The 19,063-nt window shown below is 31.3% G+C and carries 18 protein-coding genes; 9 read left to right on the top strand and 9 right to left on the bottom strand.

What is annotated here, in order from left to right:
• Positions 1 to 136 precede the first annotated feature (136 nt).
• The 3 genes from ABNT61_RS02710 to ABNT61_RS02700 all read right to left on the bottom strand — a co-directional run bounded on the left by ABNT61_RS02710 (position 137) and on the right by ABNT61_RS02700 (position 2,493).
• Complete coding sequence (locus tag ABNT61_RS02710) at positions 137 to 1,066, bottom strand: helix-turn-helix transcriptional regulator (RefSeq protein WP_348744749.1); 930 nt, start codon at positions 1,064 to 1,066, stop codon at positions 137 to 139.
• A gap of 46 nt (positions 1,067 to 1,112) precedes the next feature.
• Complete coding sequence (locus ABNT61_RS02705; RefSeq protein WP_348744748.1) at positions 1,113 to 1,490, bottom strand: DUF2255 family protein; 378 nt, start codon at positions 1,488 to 1,490, stop codon at positions 1,113 to 1,115.
• 70 nt (positions 1,491 to 1,560) lie between these two features.
• On the bottom strand, positions 1,561 to 2,493 hold the full coding sequence (locus ABNT61_RS02700) for an alpha/beta hydrolase (RefSeq protein WP_348744747.1): 933 nt from the start codon (positions 2,491 to 2,493) through the stop codon (positions 1,561 to 1,563).
• A 181-nt stretch (positions 2,494 to 2,674) separates the two neighbouring features.
• Here ABNT61_RS02700 and ABNT61_RS02695 point away from each other — a divergent pair, with 181 nt between their 5' ends.
• The gene (locus tag ABNT61_RS02695) at positions 2,675 to 3,802 is read left to right on the top strand and encodes a methionine aminotransferase (RefSeq protein ID WP_348744746.1); all 1,128 of its coding nucleotides are present in this window, start codon (positions 2,675 to 2,677) and stop codon (positions 3,800 to 3,802) included.
• On the opposite strand, the gene ABNT61_RS02690 is transcribed toward ABNT61_RS02695, so the two are convergent.
• The 6 genes from ABNT61_RS02690 to ABNT61_RS02665 form a co-directional block, all read right to left on the bottom strand.
• Positions 3,799 to 4,383 (bottom strand): nucleotidyltransferase family protein, encoded by a 585-nt coding sequence (locus ABNT61_RS02690; RefSeq protein ID WP_348744745.1) that lies wholly within the window; start codon positions 4,381 to 4,383, stop codon positions 3,799 to 3,801. The genes ABNT61_RS02695 and ABNT61_RS02690 overlap by 4 nt on opposite strands.
• Positions 4,384 to 4,387: 4 nt before the next feature.
• The gene (locus ABNT61_RS02685) at positions 4,388 to 5,401 is read right to left on the bottom strand and encodes an XdhC family protein (protein ID WP_348744744.1); all 1,014 of its coding nucleotides are present in this window, start codon (positions 5,399 to 5,401) and stop codon (positions 4,388 to 4,390) included.
• 58 nt (positions 5,402 to 5,459) lie between these two features.
• Positions 5,460 to 7,625 carry a xanthine dehydrogenase family protein molybdopterin-binding subunit gene (locus tag ABNT61_RS02680; protein WP_348744743.1) on the bottom strand — a complete coding sequence of 722 codons (2,166 nt, stop codon included), beginning with the start codon at positions 7,623 to 7,625 and terminating at the stop codon, positions 5,460 to 5,462.
• 10 nt (positions 7,626 to 7,635) lie between these two features.
• Complete coding sequence (locus ABNT61_RS02675; RefSeq protein ID WP_348711895.1) at positions 7,636 to 8,106, bottom strand: (2Fe-2S)-binding protein; 471 nt, start codon at positions 8,104 to 8,106, stop codon at positions 7,636 to 7,638.
• 17 nt (positions 8,107 to 8,123) lie between these two features.
• The gene (locus tag ABNT61_RS02670) at positions 8,124 to 8,738 is read right to left on the bottom strand and encodes a hypothetical protein (protein ID WP_348744742.1); all 615 of its coding nucleotides are present in this window, start codon (positions 8,736 to 8,738) and stop codon (positions 8,124 to 8,126) included.
• 77 nt (positions 8,739 to 8,815) lie between these two features.
• Complete coding sequence (locus tag ABNT61_RS02665; protein ID WP_348744741.1) at positions 8,816 to 9,652, bottom strand: AraC family transcriptional regulator; 837 nt, start codon at positions 9,650 to 9,652, stop codon at positions 8,816 to 8,818.
• Between the two features lie 290 nt (positions 9,653 to 9,942).
• Between ABNT61_RS02665 and ABNT61_RS02660 the strand changes: the two genes are divergently transcribed.
• The 8 genes from ABNT61_RS02660 to ABNT61_RS02625 all read left to right on the top strand — a co-directional run bounded on the left by ABNT61_RS02660 (position 9,943) and on the right by ABNT61_RS02625 (position 19,063).
• A complete protein-coding gene (locus tag ABNT61_RS02660) occupies positions 9,943 to 10,131 on the top strand; it encodes a hypothetical protein (RefSeq protein WP_348744740.1) in 189 nt (62 codons plus the stop codon).
• Positions 10,132 to 10,232: 101 nt separating this feature from the next.
• Positions 10,233 to 11,207 carry a grasp-with-spasm system ATP-grasp peptide maturase gene (gene gwsG / locus ABNT61_RS02655; RefSeq protein ID WP_348744739.1) on the top strand — a complete coding sequence of 325 codons (975 nt, stop codon included), beginning with the start codon at positions 10,233 to 10,235 and terminating at the stop codon, positions 11,205 to 11,207.
• 46 nt (positions 11,208 to 11,253) lie between these two features.
• The gene (locus ABNT61_RS02650; RefSeq protein ID WP_348711888.1) at positions 11,254 to 11,445 is read left to right on the top strand and encodes a hypothetical protein; all 192 of its coding nucleotides are present in this window, start codon (positions 11,254 to 11,256) and stop codon (positions 11,443 to 11,445) included.
• Positions 11,435 to 12,511 (top strand): grasp-with-spasm system SPASM domain peptide maturase, encoded by a 1,077-nt coding sequence (gene gwsS, locus ABNT61_RS02645; RefSeq protein WP_348744738.1) that lies wholly within the window; start codon positions 11,435 to 11,437, stop codon positions 12,509 to 12,511. The genes ABNT61_RS02650 and gwsS overlap by 11 nt, the downstream gene beginning before the upstream one ends.
• A gap of 116 nt (positions 12,512 to 12,627) precedes the next feature.
• Positions 12,628 to 14,145, top strand: a complete 1,518-nt coding sequence (locus tag ABNT61_RS02640; RefSeq protein ID WP_348744737.1) for an aspartate aminotransferase family protein — start codon at positions 12,628 to 12,630, stop codon at positions 14,143 to 14,145.
• Entirely contained in the window at positions 14,142 to 15,479 is a 1,338-nt protein-coding gene (locus tag ABNT61_RS02635) for a lysine N(6)-hydroxylase/L-ornithine N(5)-oxygenase family protein (protein ID WP_348744736.1), read from the top strand. Before ABNT61_RS02640 ends, ABNT61_RS02635 begins: the two co-directional genes overlap by 4 nt.
• A gap of 16 nt (positions 15,480 to 15,495) precedes the next feature.
• On the top strand, positions 15,496 to 16,647 hold the full coding sequence (locus ABNT61_RS02630) for an MFS transporter (RefSeq protein WP_348744735.1): 1,152 nt from the start codon (positions 15,496 to 15,498) through the stop codon (positions 16,645 to 16,647).
• Between the two features lie 4 nt (positions 16,648 to 16,651).
• Positions 16,652 to 19,063, top strand: coding sequence for a GNAT family N-acetyltransferase (locus ABNT61_RS02625; protein ID WP_348744734.1), 2,412 nt, complete (start codon positions 16,652 to 16,654; stop codon positions 19,061 to 19,063).

The following is a 19,063-nucleotide window of genomic DNA, read 5'->3' as shown; positions in this document are numbered from 1 at the left end:
CTATCAAATTTACGGATAACCTGAGGCCTTATTCGTGAAAGAAATGTTAAGGTTTTGATTAAACAAACAAGATATAACAGGCTGTATAGAAAATGTTTAATACTACACAACTATCAATAAATAATAAAATATCTGATTAATTCAAGGAGTGAGATTTAATGTATTGTTTTGGAGTTAATCCAACCTTTTTCTTAAAAACTCTCGTGAAATACTGTGGATACTCAAATCCCAATTTATAAGCTGTTTCGGATATTGATAATTCTGGATTAAGTAATAATCCTTTAGCTTCTTCAACTAAAAATAAATTAATCTGATCTATCGCTGTTTTACCTGTTTCTATTTTAATAGTATCGCTCATGTAACGATGACTAACATTCAATTGTTCAGCCATCCATTCCACAGTTGGAATTCCTTCTTCCGCAAATAAATTTTGATCAAAATAAGTATTTAGAACATCTTTAAACCTAGTAATTAACTGCTTATTAGAATCTGTTCTATTTAAAAATTGTCTTTTATAAAATCGATCAGCATACTTTAGTAACGTCTCTAATTGAGAAATGATAATCTCTTTACTGAACTCATCTTGATTTGTTTCATATTCTATTTTAATATTATGGAACAGATCCTTTATTATTTGTTCTTCTTTGGGAGATAAATGCAACGCTTCGTTAACATTGTAATTGAAAAAATTATACTTTTTTATTTTTTCATAAATATCTAATGAGCGTATATAATCTTTATGAAAAGCAATATGATATGACTCTGAACTAAAAACCATGTCTTTAAACATCATGCTTTGATTCGGTGCTGTAAAAAGAAGTGTTCCATTTGTGCAATCATACTTTGTTCTACCGTAAATTAATTCACCAGAAATGATCTTCTTGAAACTAATACTAAAAAAATCACAAGTTAATTCTATAGGTTCTGCAGTTTCGTTAGTCTCGCAATTAGATAACTCTCCATTTTTAAGATGTGTATGAACAATACTGAATAAAGGATTTTCAGGTTCGCCCAGATCAAAGTAATTATGGTATTCTGTAATATCTTTAAAATTTAATTTTCTCATTACTCCGCGATTTCCTTATAAATTTACAATTAATTCTTAGTTAATATTATTTATCCATATCAATTGGTATCAACTCCAAAGTTGAGTTTTCATGTCTCTTTGAATTGAAAGTTAATCTCATTAATGGATAGATAAATCCTAATAAATTGCGATAAGCTTTATTCACTAAAGGGTTTATCTTTTCTAAATCTTTTGGTATTCTTCCTTGAACATCTATAATAGTACCGCCGATTTTCATTTGTCCTTCAGGATTATCAATAAAAGCTTCATACCAACTTTTATTTCCAAATTTATATCTACGAACGAAAAATCTATTTTCTGTACTTACAATTGTAATATCGATATATCTATGAGTTTTACCGACTCTAATTTGATGGACTCTTTCTCCTTGTACTTTTTTTACTAAGTCTTCTTTTATTATCATCTTTTATGTAAAAGAACCTCTTGTAGCTAATTGACAAGAGATTCTAATTTGAATTGTAGTTTATTATTACTTATTTATTAAAGAAATCCGCAACGGCATCTGTAGACACTTTCACTGCTTCGGGTTTCCAGTAAAAATCAACATGGCTGAACTTATCAAATGCAAGTACTTCATGTTCGTTTGCAAGTTTGTCAATAAAAGCTGTTGAGCAAATAGCTGTTGATGCATTCTTCCCATATATCACAAGAGTAGGTTGTGCAATTTTATCAGCATAATGTTCAGCAATAGAAATAAGTGATTGCATAGCCTGGTCACCAATATGTTCGCAAGTAAAATGTTCGACTTTTCCTGGTCCAGCTACACCATCTTTACCATAGAAATTGTAGGTGTCTTCTGCCATTGGAGTTCCTGTTGCAACAAATTCTTCTCTAGTCATATGATCTTGAAGAACAATTGGCCAAGTGTAATCTGCTTCACCTGTTTCATACATTTTTTGTTTCGAAGTGTTCGCTCCAGCAATCATCATATTTGCTATATCTTTATTTCCCCATTGAAAGGCATCTGCAGCCATCATACCTGAAACGGTAGCAATTTTCTTAATTCTATGATCAGTTACTGCGGCCGATGCAACAATAGAACCTCCTTGACAAACACCTAAACCATAAATTTCATCAACAAATGGAAGTGTTCCCAAATATGAAACTGCGTCCCATGTGTTTTCAATTAACCTAAACATATATCTAGTTTTTTTGAATTCTCCAGGTAATGCAGGAGAATCTCCCATTCCTAGGTAATCAAATCCTAAATAGATGAATCCTCGTGCTGCCATTTCTGGACCATATATAGCTGGAATTTGTCCTTTTACTTGTGGAAATGGACTTGCTCCAACAATTGCTTTATACTTTTTACTTGGATCAAAACCTTCAGGAAGGTATAAATCTCCTGCTAATTGAACTCCAAATGATGTAAAATTTACACTGTTTTTTCCTTCTTGTAATTTCATAATATGTGTTTTAAAATTTAGTTCTAATTATTTGATTACAAAGTTAGTGTCAGAATAAAGCCTAAGAATTATACATTTTGGTATTAGAATTACACATTTTGGTTTCTTAGGTATACATCCATTTTTTTATCATTTTCTAATTCAAAATATTATTTTCGTAAAACCAGATTTTCAATTTCATATGTCTAAACTTCCTAATACTTCAGCTAGTATATTTTCTGTAATGTCTCAATTGGCAAATCAGCATAATGCAATTAATTTATCTCAAGGTTTTCCGAACTTTCCAGTAGATAATAGGTTACTCGAAATCTCTAAACGTTTACTGAAAGAAAATATTCACCAGTATACTCCAATGGCGGGTTTACCATCGTTATTAGATAAAATAGCTGAGTTAACTTTAAATAATTATGGAAGAGCCATTAATACTTCCTCAGAATTATTAATAACCTCTGGAGCTACACAAGGTATTTACACAGCAATTAATGCATTAGTTACATCTGGAGATGAAGTTATTATCTTAGATCCAAGTTATGATAGTTATGAACCATCTGTATTGGTAGCAGGAGGGAAGCCCATAAGAATTTCTTTAAATGACGATTATTCTCCGAATTTCAATAGAATTGAGGATGCAATGACATCAAAAACGAAACTGATTGTAGTAAACAATCCACATAATCCAACGGGGAAAATTTGGTCAGAAAGTGATTCTGAAAAATTAGAATTAATACTTGAGAAACATCCCAATGTTATCTTATTAAGTGATGAGGTGTATGAATACATTTCGTTTAAACATGCTCATGTTTCAGTTAATAGCAGACCTAAATTAAGAGAAAGAGCGGTTGTGGCTTCTTCATTTGGAAAGTCTTTGCATGTTACAGGGTGGAAAGTTGGATATTTAATTGCTCCTGAACACCTTATGAAAGAAATTAAAAAGGTACATCAGTTTTTAGTTTTCAGTGTGAATAGTATTTCACAACATGTAATTTCTGAGTATTTAGACGTCGTAAATTTTGATGAGGTTGCAAAAATGTATTCTAATAAGAGAACTTTATTTCAAGAAGCTTTAAAGGAGAGTCGTTTTGAAATACTGCCATCTGAAGGTACATACTTTCAAATTGTGAATTATAAAGATATTAGCACTAAGAACGATTTAGATTTTGCTAAAGAGTTAATTACTGAGCATGGAGTTGCTGCAATTCCTATTTCAGTTTTTTACGAAGATGCTACGGATAAACATATGTTACGCTTTTGTTTCGCAAAAACAGATGAAACGTTACTTGAAGCAGCAGAAAAACTATATCGTATTTAGCTTTTACTCAGTAAATGTTGATAATCATCCTGAGTATCAATATCTACCAAATCAACTGATTCGCTCATAGAATAAATTGGAAATTCTTCGTTATTCAATAGTTTAGAGGCTCCCTTATCACCTTGTAAATTCAGTAAGTTTTTAAAATATTTTTTTGGAAAAATTGCTGGAACACCATTTCTATTCTGATATCTCGAAGTAATAATTGAATCCTTCTTTTCTAAAGCCAATTGTATCATTAGTTTTAAATATTCTGATTCAATTTTAGGTTGATCTCCTAAAACAATCAAAACTAAATCAACATCTAACTCAGAAACATGTTGAATACCAGCTACAATACTTGATGACAATCCCTGATCGTAATTTATGTTTCTTACAATACTTATATCGTAAAACTCAATTGATTTTTCGATCAAATCGGCGTTAGCTCCCAAAACACAAAAAACTGAATTATTTGGAATTGAGCACACCGATTCAATAACTATTCCTAATAATGTAGTATTACCTAGTTTAAGTAATTGTTTTGGAGAACCCATTCTTGAGGATTTACCAGCAGCCAAAACCAATGTTGCAACTTTCATGAGTTTATGCATTTATTTTACCAGTAATCTTTCTTAATGAAATTGGTTCTTTCTTTCTAGTTTCAGCTAATATTTCAGATAGAATAGACAATGCTATTTCTTCAGGGGTTATCGCTCCAATATTTAGTCCAGCAGGACTATAAATAGTATCTAAAAATTCTTCCGTTAAATCCGGAACATAATGTAGTAGTTCGTTTTGAAGTTGCTCTCTACGTTTAGATGAACCTAAAATTCCAATATAAAATGGCTCTAACTCTTTAAGTTTTAAAAGGTATTTTAAATCTTGAACGTAATTATGATTCATTAAAACAACTGCCGTATCATTATCAATAGACAAATCAACTAATTCTGGTGACGCTCCAATAACTGACTTTGCGCCTGGAAAATCAGATAATTTCTTGGGGTCTTTAGCTGAAGTAATTACATCAACTTCCCAACCTAATAAACTAGCAGCTTTACATAGTTTAACTGCATCGTGTTCTCCACCGATAATGAGTAAGCGAAAACAAGGTTGTAATTTCTGATTAAAAACTTCATGAGATTCAAAAGTTGATCTATCTAGGTTAGGAGAGAAGCTATACTCCGTTCTAGTAAACTTAATTAGAGAACCTATATTTCCAATAAACTCATCTTCTTTTTTATATGATGATGTTATGGTAAATGTTTCTCTATGTTGTAAACATGAATAAAAATCCTTTAAAAAAGTATCTTCAATTATAAAAGGTTCTAAAAGAATATATAAAATACCTTCACATCCTAAACGATAACGACCGTCATAAGTCATTATTTTGGAAACTCCACTTTCAAAAACAGATTGAGCACGTCTTTGTACTTCTTTCTCCACACAACCACCACTTACAGCGCCAACCATTTTACCATCGGAAGACAATAACATTCTAACCCCAGGTTTTCTATAAGAAGAACCTTGAAGATCAACAATTGTGGCTAATACATTTTTGATTCCTTTTTCTTGATTGAGTTTCGCCTGAAGTACAATGTCTTTAAATTCGTGTGTCAAAATAATAGTTAATTCAGTAGTTGGTTACCGTTTAATTTAAGCCATAAAATACATAATTCTAACTTAATTTAAGTGGAAGATCTGTTAATCTTTTCCCAGTAAGTCGTCTTAGGGCATTGGCTATTGCAGCTCCAATTGGTCCCATTGGTGGTTCTCCTACTGGTAATGGAATATCTACACCTTGAATAAAATGAATATCTATCTCTTTAGGAGCATGTTTCATCAATGCCATGTCATATGGACCATATATTGTTGGTGACAATTCGCCATCTTCCAAAGTCATCTTTTCAAACATAGCGCCACTCATTCCCATAATAATCGAACCTTCACATTGCGCTTTAACTTGATCTGGATTTACAGTAACACCACAATCAAAAGCACAGGTAACTTTGTGAACTTTTATCCCATTATCAACAATAGAAACTTCAACTACATGTGCTGCAGGAGAGTTCGCATCCGTTGAAGCTGCGAATCCTTTGGCTATTCCATTTACTGGTTTATCTTGATAATTACCTTTTTCAGCAGCTAGCTGAATAACATCATATAAACGTTTTTTATTCCCTTTATTACTAATACTCGCTAGACGAAATTCAACGGGATCTTTACCAGCTTTAATGGCCAATTCATCAACAAAACTTTCTATAGCAAAAGTATTTGCCAATAATCCTAAACTACGCCACCAACTCGTTGCAAACGGTAATGTTGTGTGCCATTGTACAGCTCGGTAATTAGGAATTTTATCATACATAATATTTCCTCCACGCATAGCGCCAACATCAGTTCCTAAAACATCATTCAATACATTTGGAAATAGAATAGATCCGATCGCGACATCTCCACTCGCATAATGATGTTCTAAACTATCTAAATAGCCATCTGAACTCAATTTACCCTTCATTATGTGTTGTGTAGGCGGACGAAATAAATCATGTTGAAATTCTTCTTTTCTTGTAAAAATATATTTCACAGGTTTCCCAACAGCTTTAGATAATTGAACTGCTTGAATTGCATGATTAGTATTTAATCGCCTTCCGAACCCTCCACCTAAATACGTAGGAACAATATTTACCTTGTCAACATCAACTCCTAATGCTTCTGCTACATGTTCTTGTGTTTTACCAGGAACTTGTGTAGATAAAATTACAGTAATATCACCATTGTTATAATCCGCTACAGCTCCATTAGGTTCTATTTGTGCATGTGCGCCAATTGGACTTGTAAATGTCATTGAAACTACATCTTCATCATTGGTATCCAATTCATTTCCTTCTTTTTGAGTTATCATTTCATCTCCTTTACCCACTTGAAGCAAACCTCTAATTTCATCTTCAGTCCATTTTTTAGATACTTCCCAGTCTACCTTTATTTTAAATTTTGCTGCTAAGGCTTGAGGATATGATTTTGCGACTACACCAACCCAATTGTCCATTTGAACCACTTTTACCACACCAGGCATTTTTTCCGCTTCAGTTGTATTTGCACTTTTAAATGCAGCACCAACTTTACTAGGTCTTATAATAGCAGCGTGAAGCATATTAGGTAATTGGGCATCTAATCCAAAAATTGGATCTCCAAAAACTTTGGCATTTAAATCAATTCTGGCAACCGGTTTTCCTATAAACTTATAATCTTTAATAGACTTTAATTTAGGTGTCTGCGGAACATTCCATTCTGTTACACCATCTGCGGCTTCGGCATAAGTCATGGTTTTTCCTCCACCTGAAATTATTCCATCTTTTGTTGATAGAGAAGAAGCATCTACATTTAATTTCTTAGCTGCTTCATTTTTCAGCATTTCCCTCATCGTTGCAGATAATTCTCGTAATGGTTTCCAAAGTCCACCTACAGATAAACTTCCTCCTGTACTCATTCCATCAACAACACCAGTTTTAGTTGCTGCTCCAATAACTTCAATTTGTTGTATTTTCAAATCCATTTCATCAGCAATCATTTGGGCAAAACTTGTAAAAGATCCTTGTCCCATTTCAACTTTTGGAGAGTGAAAAATAACTTTATTCTCTTTAGTCAATTCGAACCATAAATTTGGTTCTGTTCCGCTTCCCATATAGGCAGGAGCCATGGTTTCGGTCATTTCAAGAATAGATCTTCTTAAAGGATTTCTAAACGCATACGTTCCAACAGCTAAAACACCTAAAGTTCCTAATCCACCTCTCACTAAAAATTTACGACGTGATATTCCTTTTTTACCTTTATTCGTACTCATAATGGAAAATTTAACTGTTAGTATTTTTTAGTTCAGCTGCACGATGAATTGCCTTTCTCATTCTATAATACGTAGCACAACGACAAACATTAATAATATTCTGGTCTATATCTTCATCCGTAGGGTTTGGTACTTTTTCTAACAAAGCAGCGGTAGCCATCATAAAACCAGGTTGACAATAACCACATTGAGGAACTACTTCTTCAATCCACGCTTGTTGCACAGGATGAGGCTTTTCAGGAGTTCCTAAACCTTCTATAGTTGTTACTTTTTTTCCTTCAGCAAACTTAACTGAGTAAGAACAAGAACGAACTTCTTCATTATCAACCATAATTGTACAAGCACCACAAGCGGCTTTACCACATCCAAATTTTGTTCCTTTTAAATCCAAAATATCACGAATCACCCAAAGTAAAGGCGTATTACCATCCTCAATATCTACTGTTGTTGGTTTATTATTTATTTCAAATGAAATTTTCATAAAAAGCTTTTTTGTGGTTAATTATTATTAGAAGGAATTTTGGCTCCATCTTCGAACCATTCTTTTACTGCTTTGATATACTCATCTACAGGAACTGGAGGCGGATTTCGTTGTGATCCATCAGCTCTAACTCCAGGTTCCCAAGCCCAAAGTACCAACTCATGCTCAGTTAAATGATGCATCAATTCTTCATGATTTCTTCCTCCATTTCGCTTAGGATCTAGCATCGATTCTGCTATTTCATTTCTTGTTAATCCTTCCCACTTCATACTTTCTGGAGCTAAAGACCACTCCGGAGCTCCTGGCACACCTGAATAATTATTATTTTCTGATTGATGACAAGTAGTACATTTTGTTGCTTGATAACCTAAATTATTTTCACCTCTTGACATTCCAAAATAATGTGGATGTGAATCATCTCCTTGCTTTGGTATATTGTCATTAGGGTGACAATTAATACAACGTGGACTCATTAATACATCCATCATTTTATTGAAATTATCTTCGCTATTCGCAGATTTCAAATCTTTTGTTACAGGTGAATAACTAGGTGAGTTATTTAAATTAGATGCTAAGAGTATTCCGGCCACTAAAAGTATAGGAATCACTAAAAGCTTTGAAGACATCTTCATAGGTAAGTGGTTTGTTAGTTTCTTATAAAGTTAATAAAATCAAATAGATATAACTTGTCTTAAAACGTCAATTTAGTTTAGAGCTCTTGTAAAGACTTATAAAATTCAGATGGAGTAATATTGAATTGTTTTTTGAAAGCTTTACTGAAATGTGATAAATCTTCGAATCCAGATTCTAAATAAACTTTAGACGGTTTATGCTTATTTGATTTCATCAAGTTTCTTGCGTGATACAGTCGCTCTTTCATAATCCATCGATGAGGAGTTTCATTAAAAATTGTTTTGAACTCTCGATTGAATGTTGATAAACTTCTACCGGATTGTTTTGCTAAAGTTTCTAATGGAATATTATACAAAAAATTGTGTCTCATCAGCTTTTCAATACTAGCTCGCTCGTTATTCGAAAACTCTTTGAAAATATTTAAAATTCCATTATCAGCTTCCGCTAATGCTCGTAATGCTTCAAGTGTCTTAACTTCAACAGTATTAATATCAATGGATTTTTCATCATCAATAAAAACAATTAGAGAGTTCATCAAGTCACTTAATTTCTTGGTATTCGGAATATCGAAAAACGAATCATTTATGTAGTTTTTTTTAGGTAATTCTATTTTATGAATTACTTTATTTATAAAATCATTGGTTAATCCAAAACCATAGGTTTTAGCAAGACCTTCATCTTCAGACCACGTTTTAAACATCTTTGCTTCTGTATATTTTCGTAGTAAGGCAAAATTACCTCTAGGAATTTCAAACTCATCTTCACCTACAATTACATGAAGTTTTCCTATTTGAGTATAGAGCAGGAGGGAGCTAGGATGATAAACCTCAGTAATTCTATTACAAGTGGTTTCACAAGAGGCCGCAATCTGAAGTTCTCCTGACTGAATATATTTCATTGTATGATTTTCCATAGTCTAAATATACTTGAAGAAAATCACAGAAACTTGTCTAAAAACGTCAATTATAAAGAAAAAGCTATTATACCCGACTTAATATAAAATATAACGAAATACTTTAAGTAAATCATTTTCAGGATTTAATGGACGTTTTAAAAATGAAAAATATGACTATTTATAAAATAAATAAAACTAGCATAGTAACAAATATGTGTAAATAGAAACATGATAATGAGTTCTTAGTTGTAACCAAGGCGAATACTGAAAAGCCTAAATAGAGTAAGTAATCATTAAATTAATTTATTATGTCATTAGAAAAGTTTTTTGGAAAAAAAATTGAAAAAGAATCATTATCAAACCTTTATGGAGGACGATTATTTAACACAGATACCAATTGTGGTACAGCTGCTACAAATAGTATGGGGTGGGATAAAGATACTGACTCTGGTGGGACATCAGCAGATACAGATAAGGAAATTGAAGATCAAAACTAATGAAATAGAGGAAACTATAACTATTCTATAGTTAATCCCAAATTTTCTATTTACGAATAATAAGCTAGAATTTCTAGCTTATTATTTTAAAACTAATTATAATGAAATTAATTTTTTCCATAAAAGGAGACTTCACAACCACATTAGTATGTAAGTGGTTAAATTTTCTTCACAAACCATACTTAAGAATTAACGGTGACTCTAATGACACTCAGTTTTTAGAACTAAATACATTTGATAACACCATTATTTTTCAAAAAAATAATAAAATATACGATTTGAATAGTGCTAACGGTGTATGGTATAGAAAAGCTGGATTAGGCTTCAAACACTTTAAGGCAAACTACGGAATAAAAGACAAAGAAATTTTATTGGAAGATGGAAATGAATTAAAAAATATAGTTAAAGAGGAAAATAGAACTCTTATTAAATTTATACATAAAAAGTTAGAAAAAAAGAAAAGTGTAGGTAAACAGTACAATGCAAATTTAAATAAACTAGAAGTACTAGAGTTAGCTAAAGAAATTGGGTTAAAAACACCAAAAACATTCATTGCCACAACTAAAAAGCAACTTCGTGAAATTTTAAAATCAGAAAATGAATTAATCACCAAATCAATTAAAGATAATTTATATCATTTCACAGAAAATCACGGTTACTATACTTATACAGAAAAGGTTAATCTGGATAATATCAATTCTTTTCCGGATATTTTTTCTCCTACTTTATTTCAAAATTTAGTTGAAAAACGTTATGAATTGAGAGTATTCTATTTAAAAGGTAAATTTTACTCTATGTGTGTTTTTTCCCAGAATGATAAACAAACGGAATTAGATTTTCGAAAGTATAATAATTCAAAACCTAATAGAAATATTCCTTTTAAGTTACCTGAAAAAATTGAACAAAATTTAAAAACACTATTTAATGAATTAGATTTAAATACTGGATCAGCTGATATAATGGTAGATAAAAACGGAAATTACATATTCCTAGAAATAAATCCAGTTGGACAATTTAGTATGGTATCAACGCCATGCAATTTCTATTTAGAAAGAGAATTAGCAAAGGAACTTTAACACAAGTATGGAACTTAAAATCAAAAAATTAATAACAAATAAATCCTTGACAAAAAACCTACCACTATGGTATAATTTCATATTATACAATGAAATGCAGTCAAGTGAAAAAGAGCTACTAGATGGCAAGGATAATATTGAGTTAGGTGGATATCATTTATACACTAGATTCAACAAACCTATTTCTAAAATAATTGATTACTCGAACATAAATTTTGATGATGAAAATGAAAAATAATTACTTTTTAATATATACAGATTGTGTTATTGTAAGTGGTGTTAAAGAATGTTTAATTCACGATTTAACCCGTCATGATATTTATAAATTACCACAAGGATATTATACTATTTTTCAAAAATTAAAGACACATAAAATATCGGATATAGAGAATTTAATGACTAAAGAAGATCTATCAAATTTCAAATTGTTAATGGATTTTTTAGTTGAAAATGAATTAGGTGAATATGTTGATGACATCTCTCTATTCCCTGATATGAGTACCGAATGGGATAGTCCACATCAAATTACAAATGCAATAATAGATTTTAATGAATCTAAATACGACGTTAATGATATATTACGACAATTATCATTATTAAATTGTCAGCATGTTGAGTTTAGAGCGTATTCTGAATCAGATTATTCTTTCATTTCTAATATTATTACAGAAGCAAATAAGTATTATTTAAATTCTATTGAGCTTATTCTAAAATACGAAAATGAAAATTTGATTGATGAATTGTTATCTATAATGAGAAGTAATTACATAGTAGAACGAATTACTTTTTATAATGCTCCAAATAATAAAGTAAGAAAAGTTAAACGTCATAATGAAAGCATAGGTTATATAATAGCTACTGAACAAAATATAGTTTCAAATAAATCCTGTGGTATTATTAATTTTAAGAATTTCAATGTATCTGGAATCAAAGAATATACAGAAGCTAAAAATTTCAATTCATGTCTAAATAGAAAAATTTCCATAGATACGGATGGTTTAATAAGGAATTGCCCATCAATGAAAAAAGATTTTGGCAATATTAAATTTACTTCATTGAGTGAAGTTATAGAAAATAAGGAATTCACTAAACTTTGGAGTATTACCAAAGATAGTGTTGATGTTTGTAAAACCTGTGAATTTCGATATATATGCACAGACTGTCGTGCCTTTTTAGATAAACCTGAATATATATATAGTAAGCCTTTAAAATGTGGTTATAATCCTGAAACCGGACAATGGACAGATTGGTCTACAAATTCATTAAAATCTCAATCCATTAAATATTATGAATTAAGCTCATGATTGTTTAATAAATCTTAAACATAGTTTCTTCAGCGTCTTTTTTTATCCAATATACGTCATTAGAGATCTTTTATCTCGTTATAATTTTGCGTCATTATTAAGACTAAATAAAAATAATGATTGTAAACGAAGCTCCTCCTTTTAAAGAATTGTCATTAAACAGTTATTTATTTAATGATGAATCGTTAGCATTATATGAAGACTACCTAGCCAAAACATTTGTATATATTCAAAAATTTTTAGCGAATCGCAAATTTTACAAAGGTGACGATATTGAAGAGATTAAAATTAATAAGCAAAAAGCACGATTAATCGATATAAACTCTTCAAACCCGATTCATAAAGCGTTAGAAGAACTAAATGAACTCTATATAGAAAATGCAATTGCATTTCACAATCCAACCTACGTAGCCCACTTAAATTGTCCAATTACATTGCCATCTATTGTTGCCGAACTAATTGCTACAACTGTAAATACGGCAGTTGAGACGTGGGATCAAAGTACTTCAGCAACCTTTATTGAACAAGAAGTAATTCGTTGGATTTGCAACGAATTTAAATTTAATGATTATTCTGATGGTGTTTTCACTAGTGGTGGAACACAATCAAACTTCATGGCTTTATTAATGGCCAGAGATCATTATGCTTTCGAGAAATTCGGAATCAACATCAAACAAAATGGATGGTCTGATCAGGTTAGTAAATTTAGAATCTTCTGTTCGGAAAAATCGCATTTTAGTATAAAGAAAAACGCCGCTCTTCTTGGTATGGGATATGACGCTGTTGTTTCTGTAAAAGTTGATAATAGAATGTGCATGGACACAGAAGAATTAGTTCTTGCAATTGAAAAAACTAAACAAGAAGGGAATATTCCAATTGCAGTTGTAGCTACATTAGGAACTACAGATTATGGAAGTTTCGATCCCATAAAAACAATAGGGAAAATTGCAAAAGAGCAAGAACTTTGGCTACATGTGGATGGAGCATATGGTGGATGTTATGTGTTAACAGAAACTCATAATCACTATTTTGATGGAGTTGAATATGCAGATTCAATTACTATAGATTTTCATAAAACACTATTCCAACCCGTAAGTTGTAGCGCATTTTTAGCCAGAAACAGAAAACATTTTCAGTACGTTTCTTACTATGCAGACTATTTAAATCCTATAGAAGATAAAGATTCTGAAAGACCGAATTTGATTGAAAAGTCTATTCAAACCACAAGAAGATTCGACGCTTTAAAAGTTTGGTTAACCTTAAAAACCTTAGGAACAAAAACTATTGCTTCTTATTTAGAAGAAGTACATCATTTGGCAAAACAGGTATATAATAGCATGCTTACTAATCCGAATTTTGAATTGGCGCATGTTCCTGAATTAAGTACAGTTGTATTCAGATATAAAAACTCTGAAGCTGATCATGAACCAACGCATGATGAAGTGAATCTTCATATTAAAAACACCTTATACAAAGCCGGAAAAGCATCAATTGCAAGTACTAAATTAAATGGAAACATCTATTTAAAATTCACACTCTTAAACCCAAAAAACACCATAAATAACTTGTTGAACATCGTAGATATGATTGAAGAAACAGGTAAACTTTATCAACCTAAAACAGAAGCATTATGAAGCAGAGCAATGTAGCAGATTTTATTGCAATAGGAGTTGGTCCATTTAACTTAGGATTAGCTTGTTTAACAGAACCAATTGAAAACGTAAATGGAATTTTTCTAGATAAAAAAGAAAGTTTTGATTGGCATCCAGGAATGTTGTTAGAAGACACAACGTTACAAATTCCATTTATGGCTGATTTGGTAACCTTAGCTGATCCTACAAATCAATTCAGTTTTTTAAACTATATCAAAGAGCAGGGGAGAATGTATTCTTTTTATATCCGTGAGAACTTTTTGTTATTGCGTAATGAATACAATCAATATTGTCAATGGGCTATTGAAAAGCTATCTAATATCTATTTCAATACAGAGGTAACGCATATTGATTACGAGGAAGAAAGTGGTTTATATATTGTGACTAGTACTTGTACAAAAACACAAGAGATTAAAATATATAAGGCGAAGAAACTAGTTTTTGGAACCGGAACTCCACCGTACATTCCGGAATCTTGTAAGAAATTAAAAGATAAAGCTATTCATTCTTCTCAATATTTAAACTATAAAGAAGAGCTACACAAGCAAGAGAAAATTACAGTTTTAGGAAGTGGACAAAGCGCAGCAGAAATATTTTATGATTTATTACAAGAAGCTGATTCTATTGGATATGAACTAAATTGGATCACCCGTTCTCCTAGGTTTTTCCCACTTGAATATTCTAAGTTAACACTAGAAATGACATCTCCAGAATATGTTGACTATTTCTATAATTTACCTGAATCGAAAAGAGATGATTTAATTAAAAATCAAAAGCATTTATACAAAGGAATTAACAGCGATTTAATTGCTGCAATTCATGATACTTTATATACAAAAAGAGTTACAGCTAAAGCCCCAATTAAAGTATCTCTTCGTACAAATTCTGAATTAATTAACACGCAAGTATTAGAGGATTCAATTCAGTTAGATTTACATCAAATTGAGCAAGACAAGTATTTCAGACATACAACTCAAGGTTTAGTTTTAGCAACTGGATATGCTTATCAACTTCCTGATTTTGTTGATGGAATCTCAGATAGAATTAAATGGGACGCAAAAGAACGTTTTGATGTAGGAAGAAACTATAGTATAGACATTTCAAATAATGAAATATTTGTTCAAAATGCTGAACTGCATACACACGGTTTTGTAACTCCAGATTTAGGAATGGCGGCATATAGAAATTCTTATATCATTAAAGAAATGACTGGGATTGAACATTACCCAATCGAACAAAAAATTGCATTTCAACAATTTGAAGTACACGAAGACGAGGAAATACCTGTAACTATTATAAATGAATATGAAGCTTAAAACTTTTTTAATAGTTATGACGTTAGTTGCGGTAGTTAGTGATTATCTATTGCATCCATTTTATCCACAATTCTTTGAATTACGTTTCGGTATAAAGAATCCTGAATTGGTCGGATATTATTTCGCAGCAATATGTTTCATGGTTATGATTGCATTTCCATTCTGGGCATATGTTTCAAAAAAAGTATCAGAATTAAACATTTTAGTCTATACTCAGTTTGTAGCTGGAATACTAGCTTTACTTTGCTTCTACACAGAATCATATATAGCTTTTTGGGTAATTTCTTTAACCATGGTGATTTTTAAAGGAAGTTACTTATTGGTGTATCCATACATTTTAAAAATTATAACCAAAGAAGAACATCCAAGTACAATTGGCCTTTTATCTGTAGTTGTACATCTTGGTGGAATTTTGGGTGCTGTGATTGGTGGTTTAACTGTTGACCTAATCGATCCTCGAAATATATTTTTAATAATGGCATTAGGAGATTTCGTTCAAATGGGAATGAGTGCCTATTTATTAAGAAGTAAAAAGTATGCAACAGGTTTAATAGTTTCTGAAGAATCAGGTCCAAAAGAAGAGCGTTTTTTACCTAAAGGGTTTATTCTAAAATTAGGAATTATTACGCTGATTTTATATTTCAGTGACTTTCTAATTAGACCATTTTTCTCAATGTATTGGGAAAGTTTTTCAAGCTTTAAAACGAAACTCGTTTCGGGTACAATTTATGCAATCCCAGGTTTTGTTGCTTTAATTGCGCTTTGGATAAACAATAAAAGAAATACAAATGATGGTTATAAAGGAATTATAAATGCCTTATGTATTGCTTTAATCGGACTGTTTTTACAAGGAATACCTTCAGAGTTATTTGTAGTTACAGGAAGAATCATTTATGGTTGGGCAATTTTTCAAGGTGTAGTAAAATTCGATGTGTTGTTGTTTGAATTAAGTTCCCCAGAATCTTATGCTGTTGACTATAGTAAAATTCACTTTTTCCAAAACTTAGGCGTTTTATTAGCTTCTTTGAGTGTAGGGATTGTTGTAGAAGACTTTGGACTTCAAATTCCGTTTACTATCGCGTTTATAGGATTCATTATAACACTAGTATTATACTTCTTCGTGTTTAAATCTGTTCGAGTACATCATAAACAACTAGCTAAAACCTAAGAAAATGTCAGAGAATATAGTTTTCAGTAAAAAGTATAGAAGTTTTGGAACCATTGATATTCGTCCTTTTCAAATTGAAAAAGATTCAGAATTCTTACATTCTTGGGTAAATAAAGAATATGCTGTGTTTTGGGGAATGCAAAACTCAACACTTGATGATGTTAAGGACGAGTATAAGAAATTAACTAAACCAGATCATTACAATGCATTTGTAGGTTATTATAAAAATGAACCTGCTTTTGTTTTAGAACAATATGATCCCAGAAAGGACGAAATAGGTAAATATTACGATGCTAAATATTCAGACACTGGAATTCATATTATAGTTGCTCCTCCAAAAGAAAATAAAGTAGACAACTTCACTTGGTTCATGTTTAGAGCCATTATGGATTTTGTTTTCTGTGATTTGATGGTCTATAGAATTTTAGTAGAGCCAGACATAAGAAATAAAAAGATGTTTGCCTTGTGCCAAAGAATAGGTTTTCAATTAGATAAAATCGTTGAATTACCACACAAAACAGCACAGCTCACATTTTTAACTAAAGAAAATTACCAACAAAAAATTAAATCTCCTTTACCTTCAAAGAGAAGTACTATGAACACAATAGATAATGTGGTTTCTCCACAACAATCAACTCAACATATACAGCCTGCTGTTTGGGAACAAGCTAATCGTTTATTAATCAAAAAAGCATTGTGTGAATTTTCTCACGAGTTATTAATTGAGCCAGAAATTCAAAATGATTTAGAAAATGGTTACAAAGAATACGTAATAAAGGCTGACGATAGTAACGTCATTTATTTTTTTAATGCAAAACCCTTAGCATTAAACCATTATATGATCGATGAAAATTCGATTAGAAAAACTATTAATAATCAAGTAGCAGAATTAGATGCTATTTTCTTTATCAAAGAATTCAGAAAAGTATTGGGAATTGCAGACGAAAAAATGCCTGTTTATTTGGAAGAAATCATCAGTACTTTATATGGTAGTGCTTTCAAAATAACCAAAGGAAATCCAACTGCCAAAGAATTAGCTACTGCTGATTTTCAAACCATTGAACAATCAATGACAGAAGGTCACCCAGGTTTTGTAGCTAATAATGGAAGAATTGGATTTGACAGTACTGATTATCGTTCTTATGCACCAGAGGCAGGAAACTCATTTTCATTACTATGGTTAGCTGGTCATAAAAGTAAAGCTGTTTATGCTGCAATTGAAAGTTTACCGTATGAAAAGTTAATCCGTCAAGAGTTAGCTACCGTAACAATTGAGAAGTTCAATGAAACCATCAAAGAAAAAGGATATAATCCTGAAGATTATTTGTTTTTACCAATTCACCCTTGGCAATGGTTTAATAAACTTGCGAACATATTTGCCCCAGAAGTTGCTAAAGGAGGTTTAATCTGTTTAGGTTATGGACCTGATCAATATTTAGCTCAACAATCAATTCGAACATTATTTAATACTAGTAATCCCCAAAAATTCTACACCAAATCTGCCTTATCAATCTTAAATATGGGCTTCATGAGAGGGTTGCCGCTGTATTATCTCGGAACAGCTCCTAAGATGGCAGTTTGGTTGGAGAATTTACTATATAACGATTCTTATATTCAAGAGAACGGATTTAGAATGCTCAGTGAAATTGGGTCAGTAAGTTATGTGAATCCATATTTTGAAGAGTTTGGTCCACATAATGATTATAACAAAATGTTAGCTTCATTATGGAGAGAAAGTCCATACTCTATTGTTAAGAATAATCAAAAGCCAATTACCATGGCCGCTTTATTGCATATTGATCATCATGGTAATGCTTTATTACCAGAAATGATTAAGGATTCAGGTCTATCAATAGATGATTGGATTCGTAAATATTTAAATGCATATCTAAGTCCAATGTTACATTGTTTCTACTATTATGACTTAGTATTTATGCCTCATGGAGAAAATATAATTCTTGTTTTAGAAGATAATATTCCTGCATATGCTTTATTAAAAGATATTACTGAAGAAGCCTGTATTTTAAGCCCAGATGTAGAATTACCAGAGCATTTAAAACGAATGTATGCGCCCGTTCCTGAAGATGTAAAATTACTATCAATTTTTACAGACATGTTCGATGGTTTCTTCCGCTTTTTAGCACCAATTTTAGAAGAACATGCAAACTATAGTGAAAATAGATTTTGGGAATTAGTTGCAGAAAATATTTCTGAATATCAAGCTAAATTTCCTCAATTAGAGCAGAAATTTAGACAGTATGACTTGTTTGCCGATGATTTCAAACTATCATGCTTAAATAGATTACAACTAAATAATCATAAACAAATGATTGATTTAGACGATCCAGTAGCACTGTTACAATTTGCAGGAAAACTTACAAATCCGATAGCTCAATTTAAAACTCAAGAAGTATAA

It is taken from the genome of Tenacibaculum sp. 190524A05c, assembly GCF_964036595.1.
In the GTDB taxonomy this organism is placed as follows: Bacteria; Bacteroidota; Bacteroidia; order Flavobacteriales; family Flavobacteriaceae; genus Polaribacter; species Polaribacter platacis.
The sequence above is the reverse complement of the archived record's forward strand: the minus strand, read 5'-3'. Positions and strand labels throughout refer to the sequence as shown.

Coding starts and splice junctions, on each gene's coding strand:
- ABNT61_RS02710 (WP_348744749.1), bottom strand. CDS start 1,066: ATGAGAAAATTAAATTTTAAAGATATTACAGAATACCATAATTACTTT.
- ABNT61_RS02705 (WP_348744748.1), bottom strand. CDS start 1,490: ATGATAATAAAAGAAGACTTAGTAAAAAAAGTACAAGGAGAAAGAGTC.
- ABNT61_RS02700 (WP_348744747.1), bottom strand. CDS start 2,493: ATGAAATTACAAGAAGGAAAAAACAGTGTAAATTTTACATCATTTGGA.
- ABNT61_RS02695 (WP_348744746.1), top strand. CDS start 2,675: ATGTCTAAACTTCCTAATACTTCAGCTAGTATATTTTCTGTAATGTCT.
- ABNT61_RS02690 (WP_348744745.1), bottom strand. CDS start 4,383: ATGAAAGTTGCAACATTGGTTTTGGCTGCTGGTAAATCCTCAAGAATG.
- ABNT61_RS02680 (WP_348744743.1), bottom strand. CDS start 7,625: ATGAGTACGAATAAAGGTAAAAAAGGAATATCACGTCGTAAATTTTTA.
- ABNT61_RS02675 (WP_348711895.1), bottom strand. CDS start 8,106: ATGAAAATTTCATTTGAAATAAATAATAAACCAACAACAGTAGATATT.
- ABNT61_RS02670 (WP_348744742.1), bottom strand. CDS start 8,738: ATGAAGATGTCTTCAAAGCTTTTAGTGATTCCTATACTTTTAGTGGCC.
- ABNT61_RS02665 (WP_348744741.1), bottom strand. CDS start 9,652: ATGGAAAATCATACAATGAAATATATTCAGTCAGGAGAACTTCAGATT.
- ABNT61_RS02660 (WP_348744740.1), top strand. CDS start 9,943: ATGTCATTAGAAAAGTTTTTTGGAAAAAAAATTGAAAAAGAATCATTA.
- gwsG (WP_348744739.1), top strand. CDS start 10,233: ATGAAATTAATTTTTTCCATAAAAGGAGACTTCACAACCACATTAGTA.
- gwsS (WP_348744738.1), top strand. CDS start 11,435: ATGAAAAATAATTACTTTTTAATATATACAGATTGTGTTATTGTAAGT.
- ABNT61_RS02640 (WP_348744737.1), top strand. CDS start 12,628: ATGATTGTAAACGAAGCTCCTCCTTTTAAAGAATTGTCATTAAACAGT.
- ABNT61_RS02635 (WP_348744736.1), top strand. CDS start 14,142: ATGAAGCAGAGCAATGTAGCAGATTTTATTGCAATAGGAGTTGGTCCA.
- ABNT61_RS02630 (WP_348744735.1), top strand. CDS start 15,496: ATGACGTTAGTTGCGGTAGTTAGTGATTATCTATTGCATCCATTTTAT.
- ABNT61_RS02625 (WP_348744734.1), top strand. CDS start 16,652: ATGTCAGAGAATATAGTTTTCAGTAAAAAGTATAGAAGTTTTGGAACC.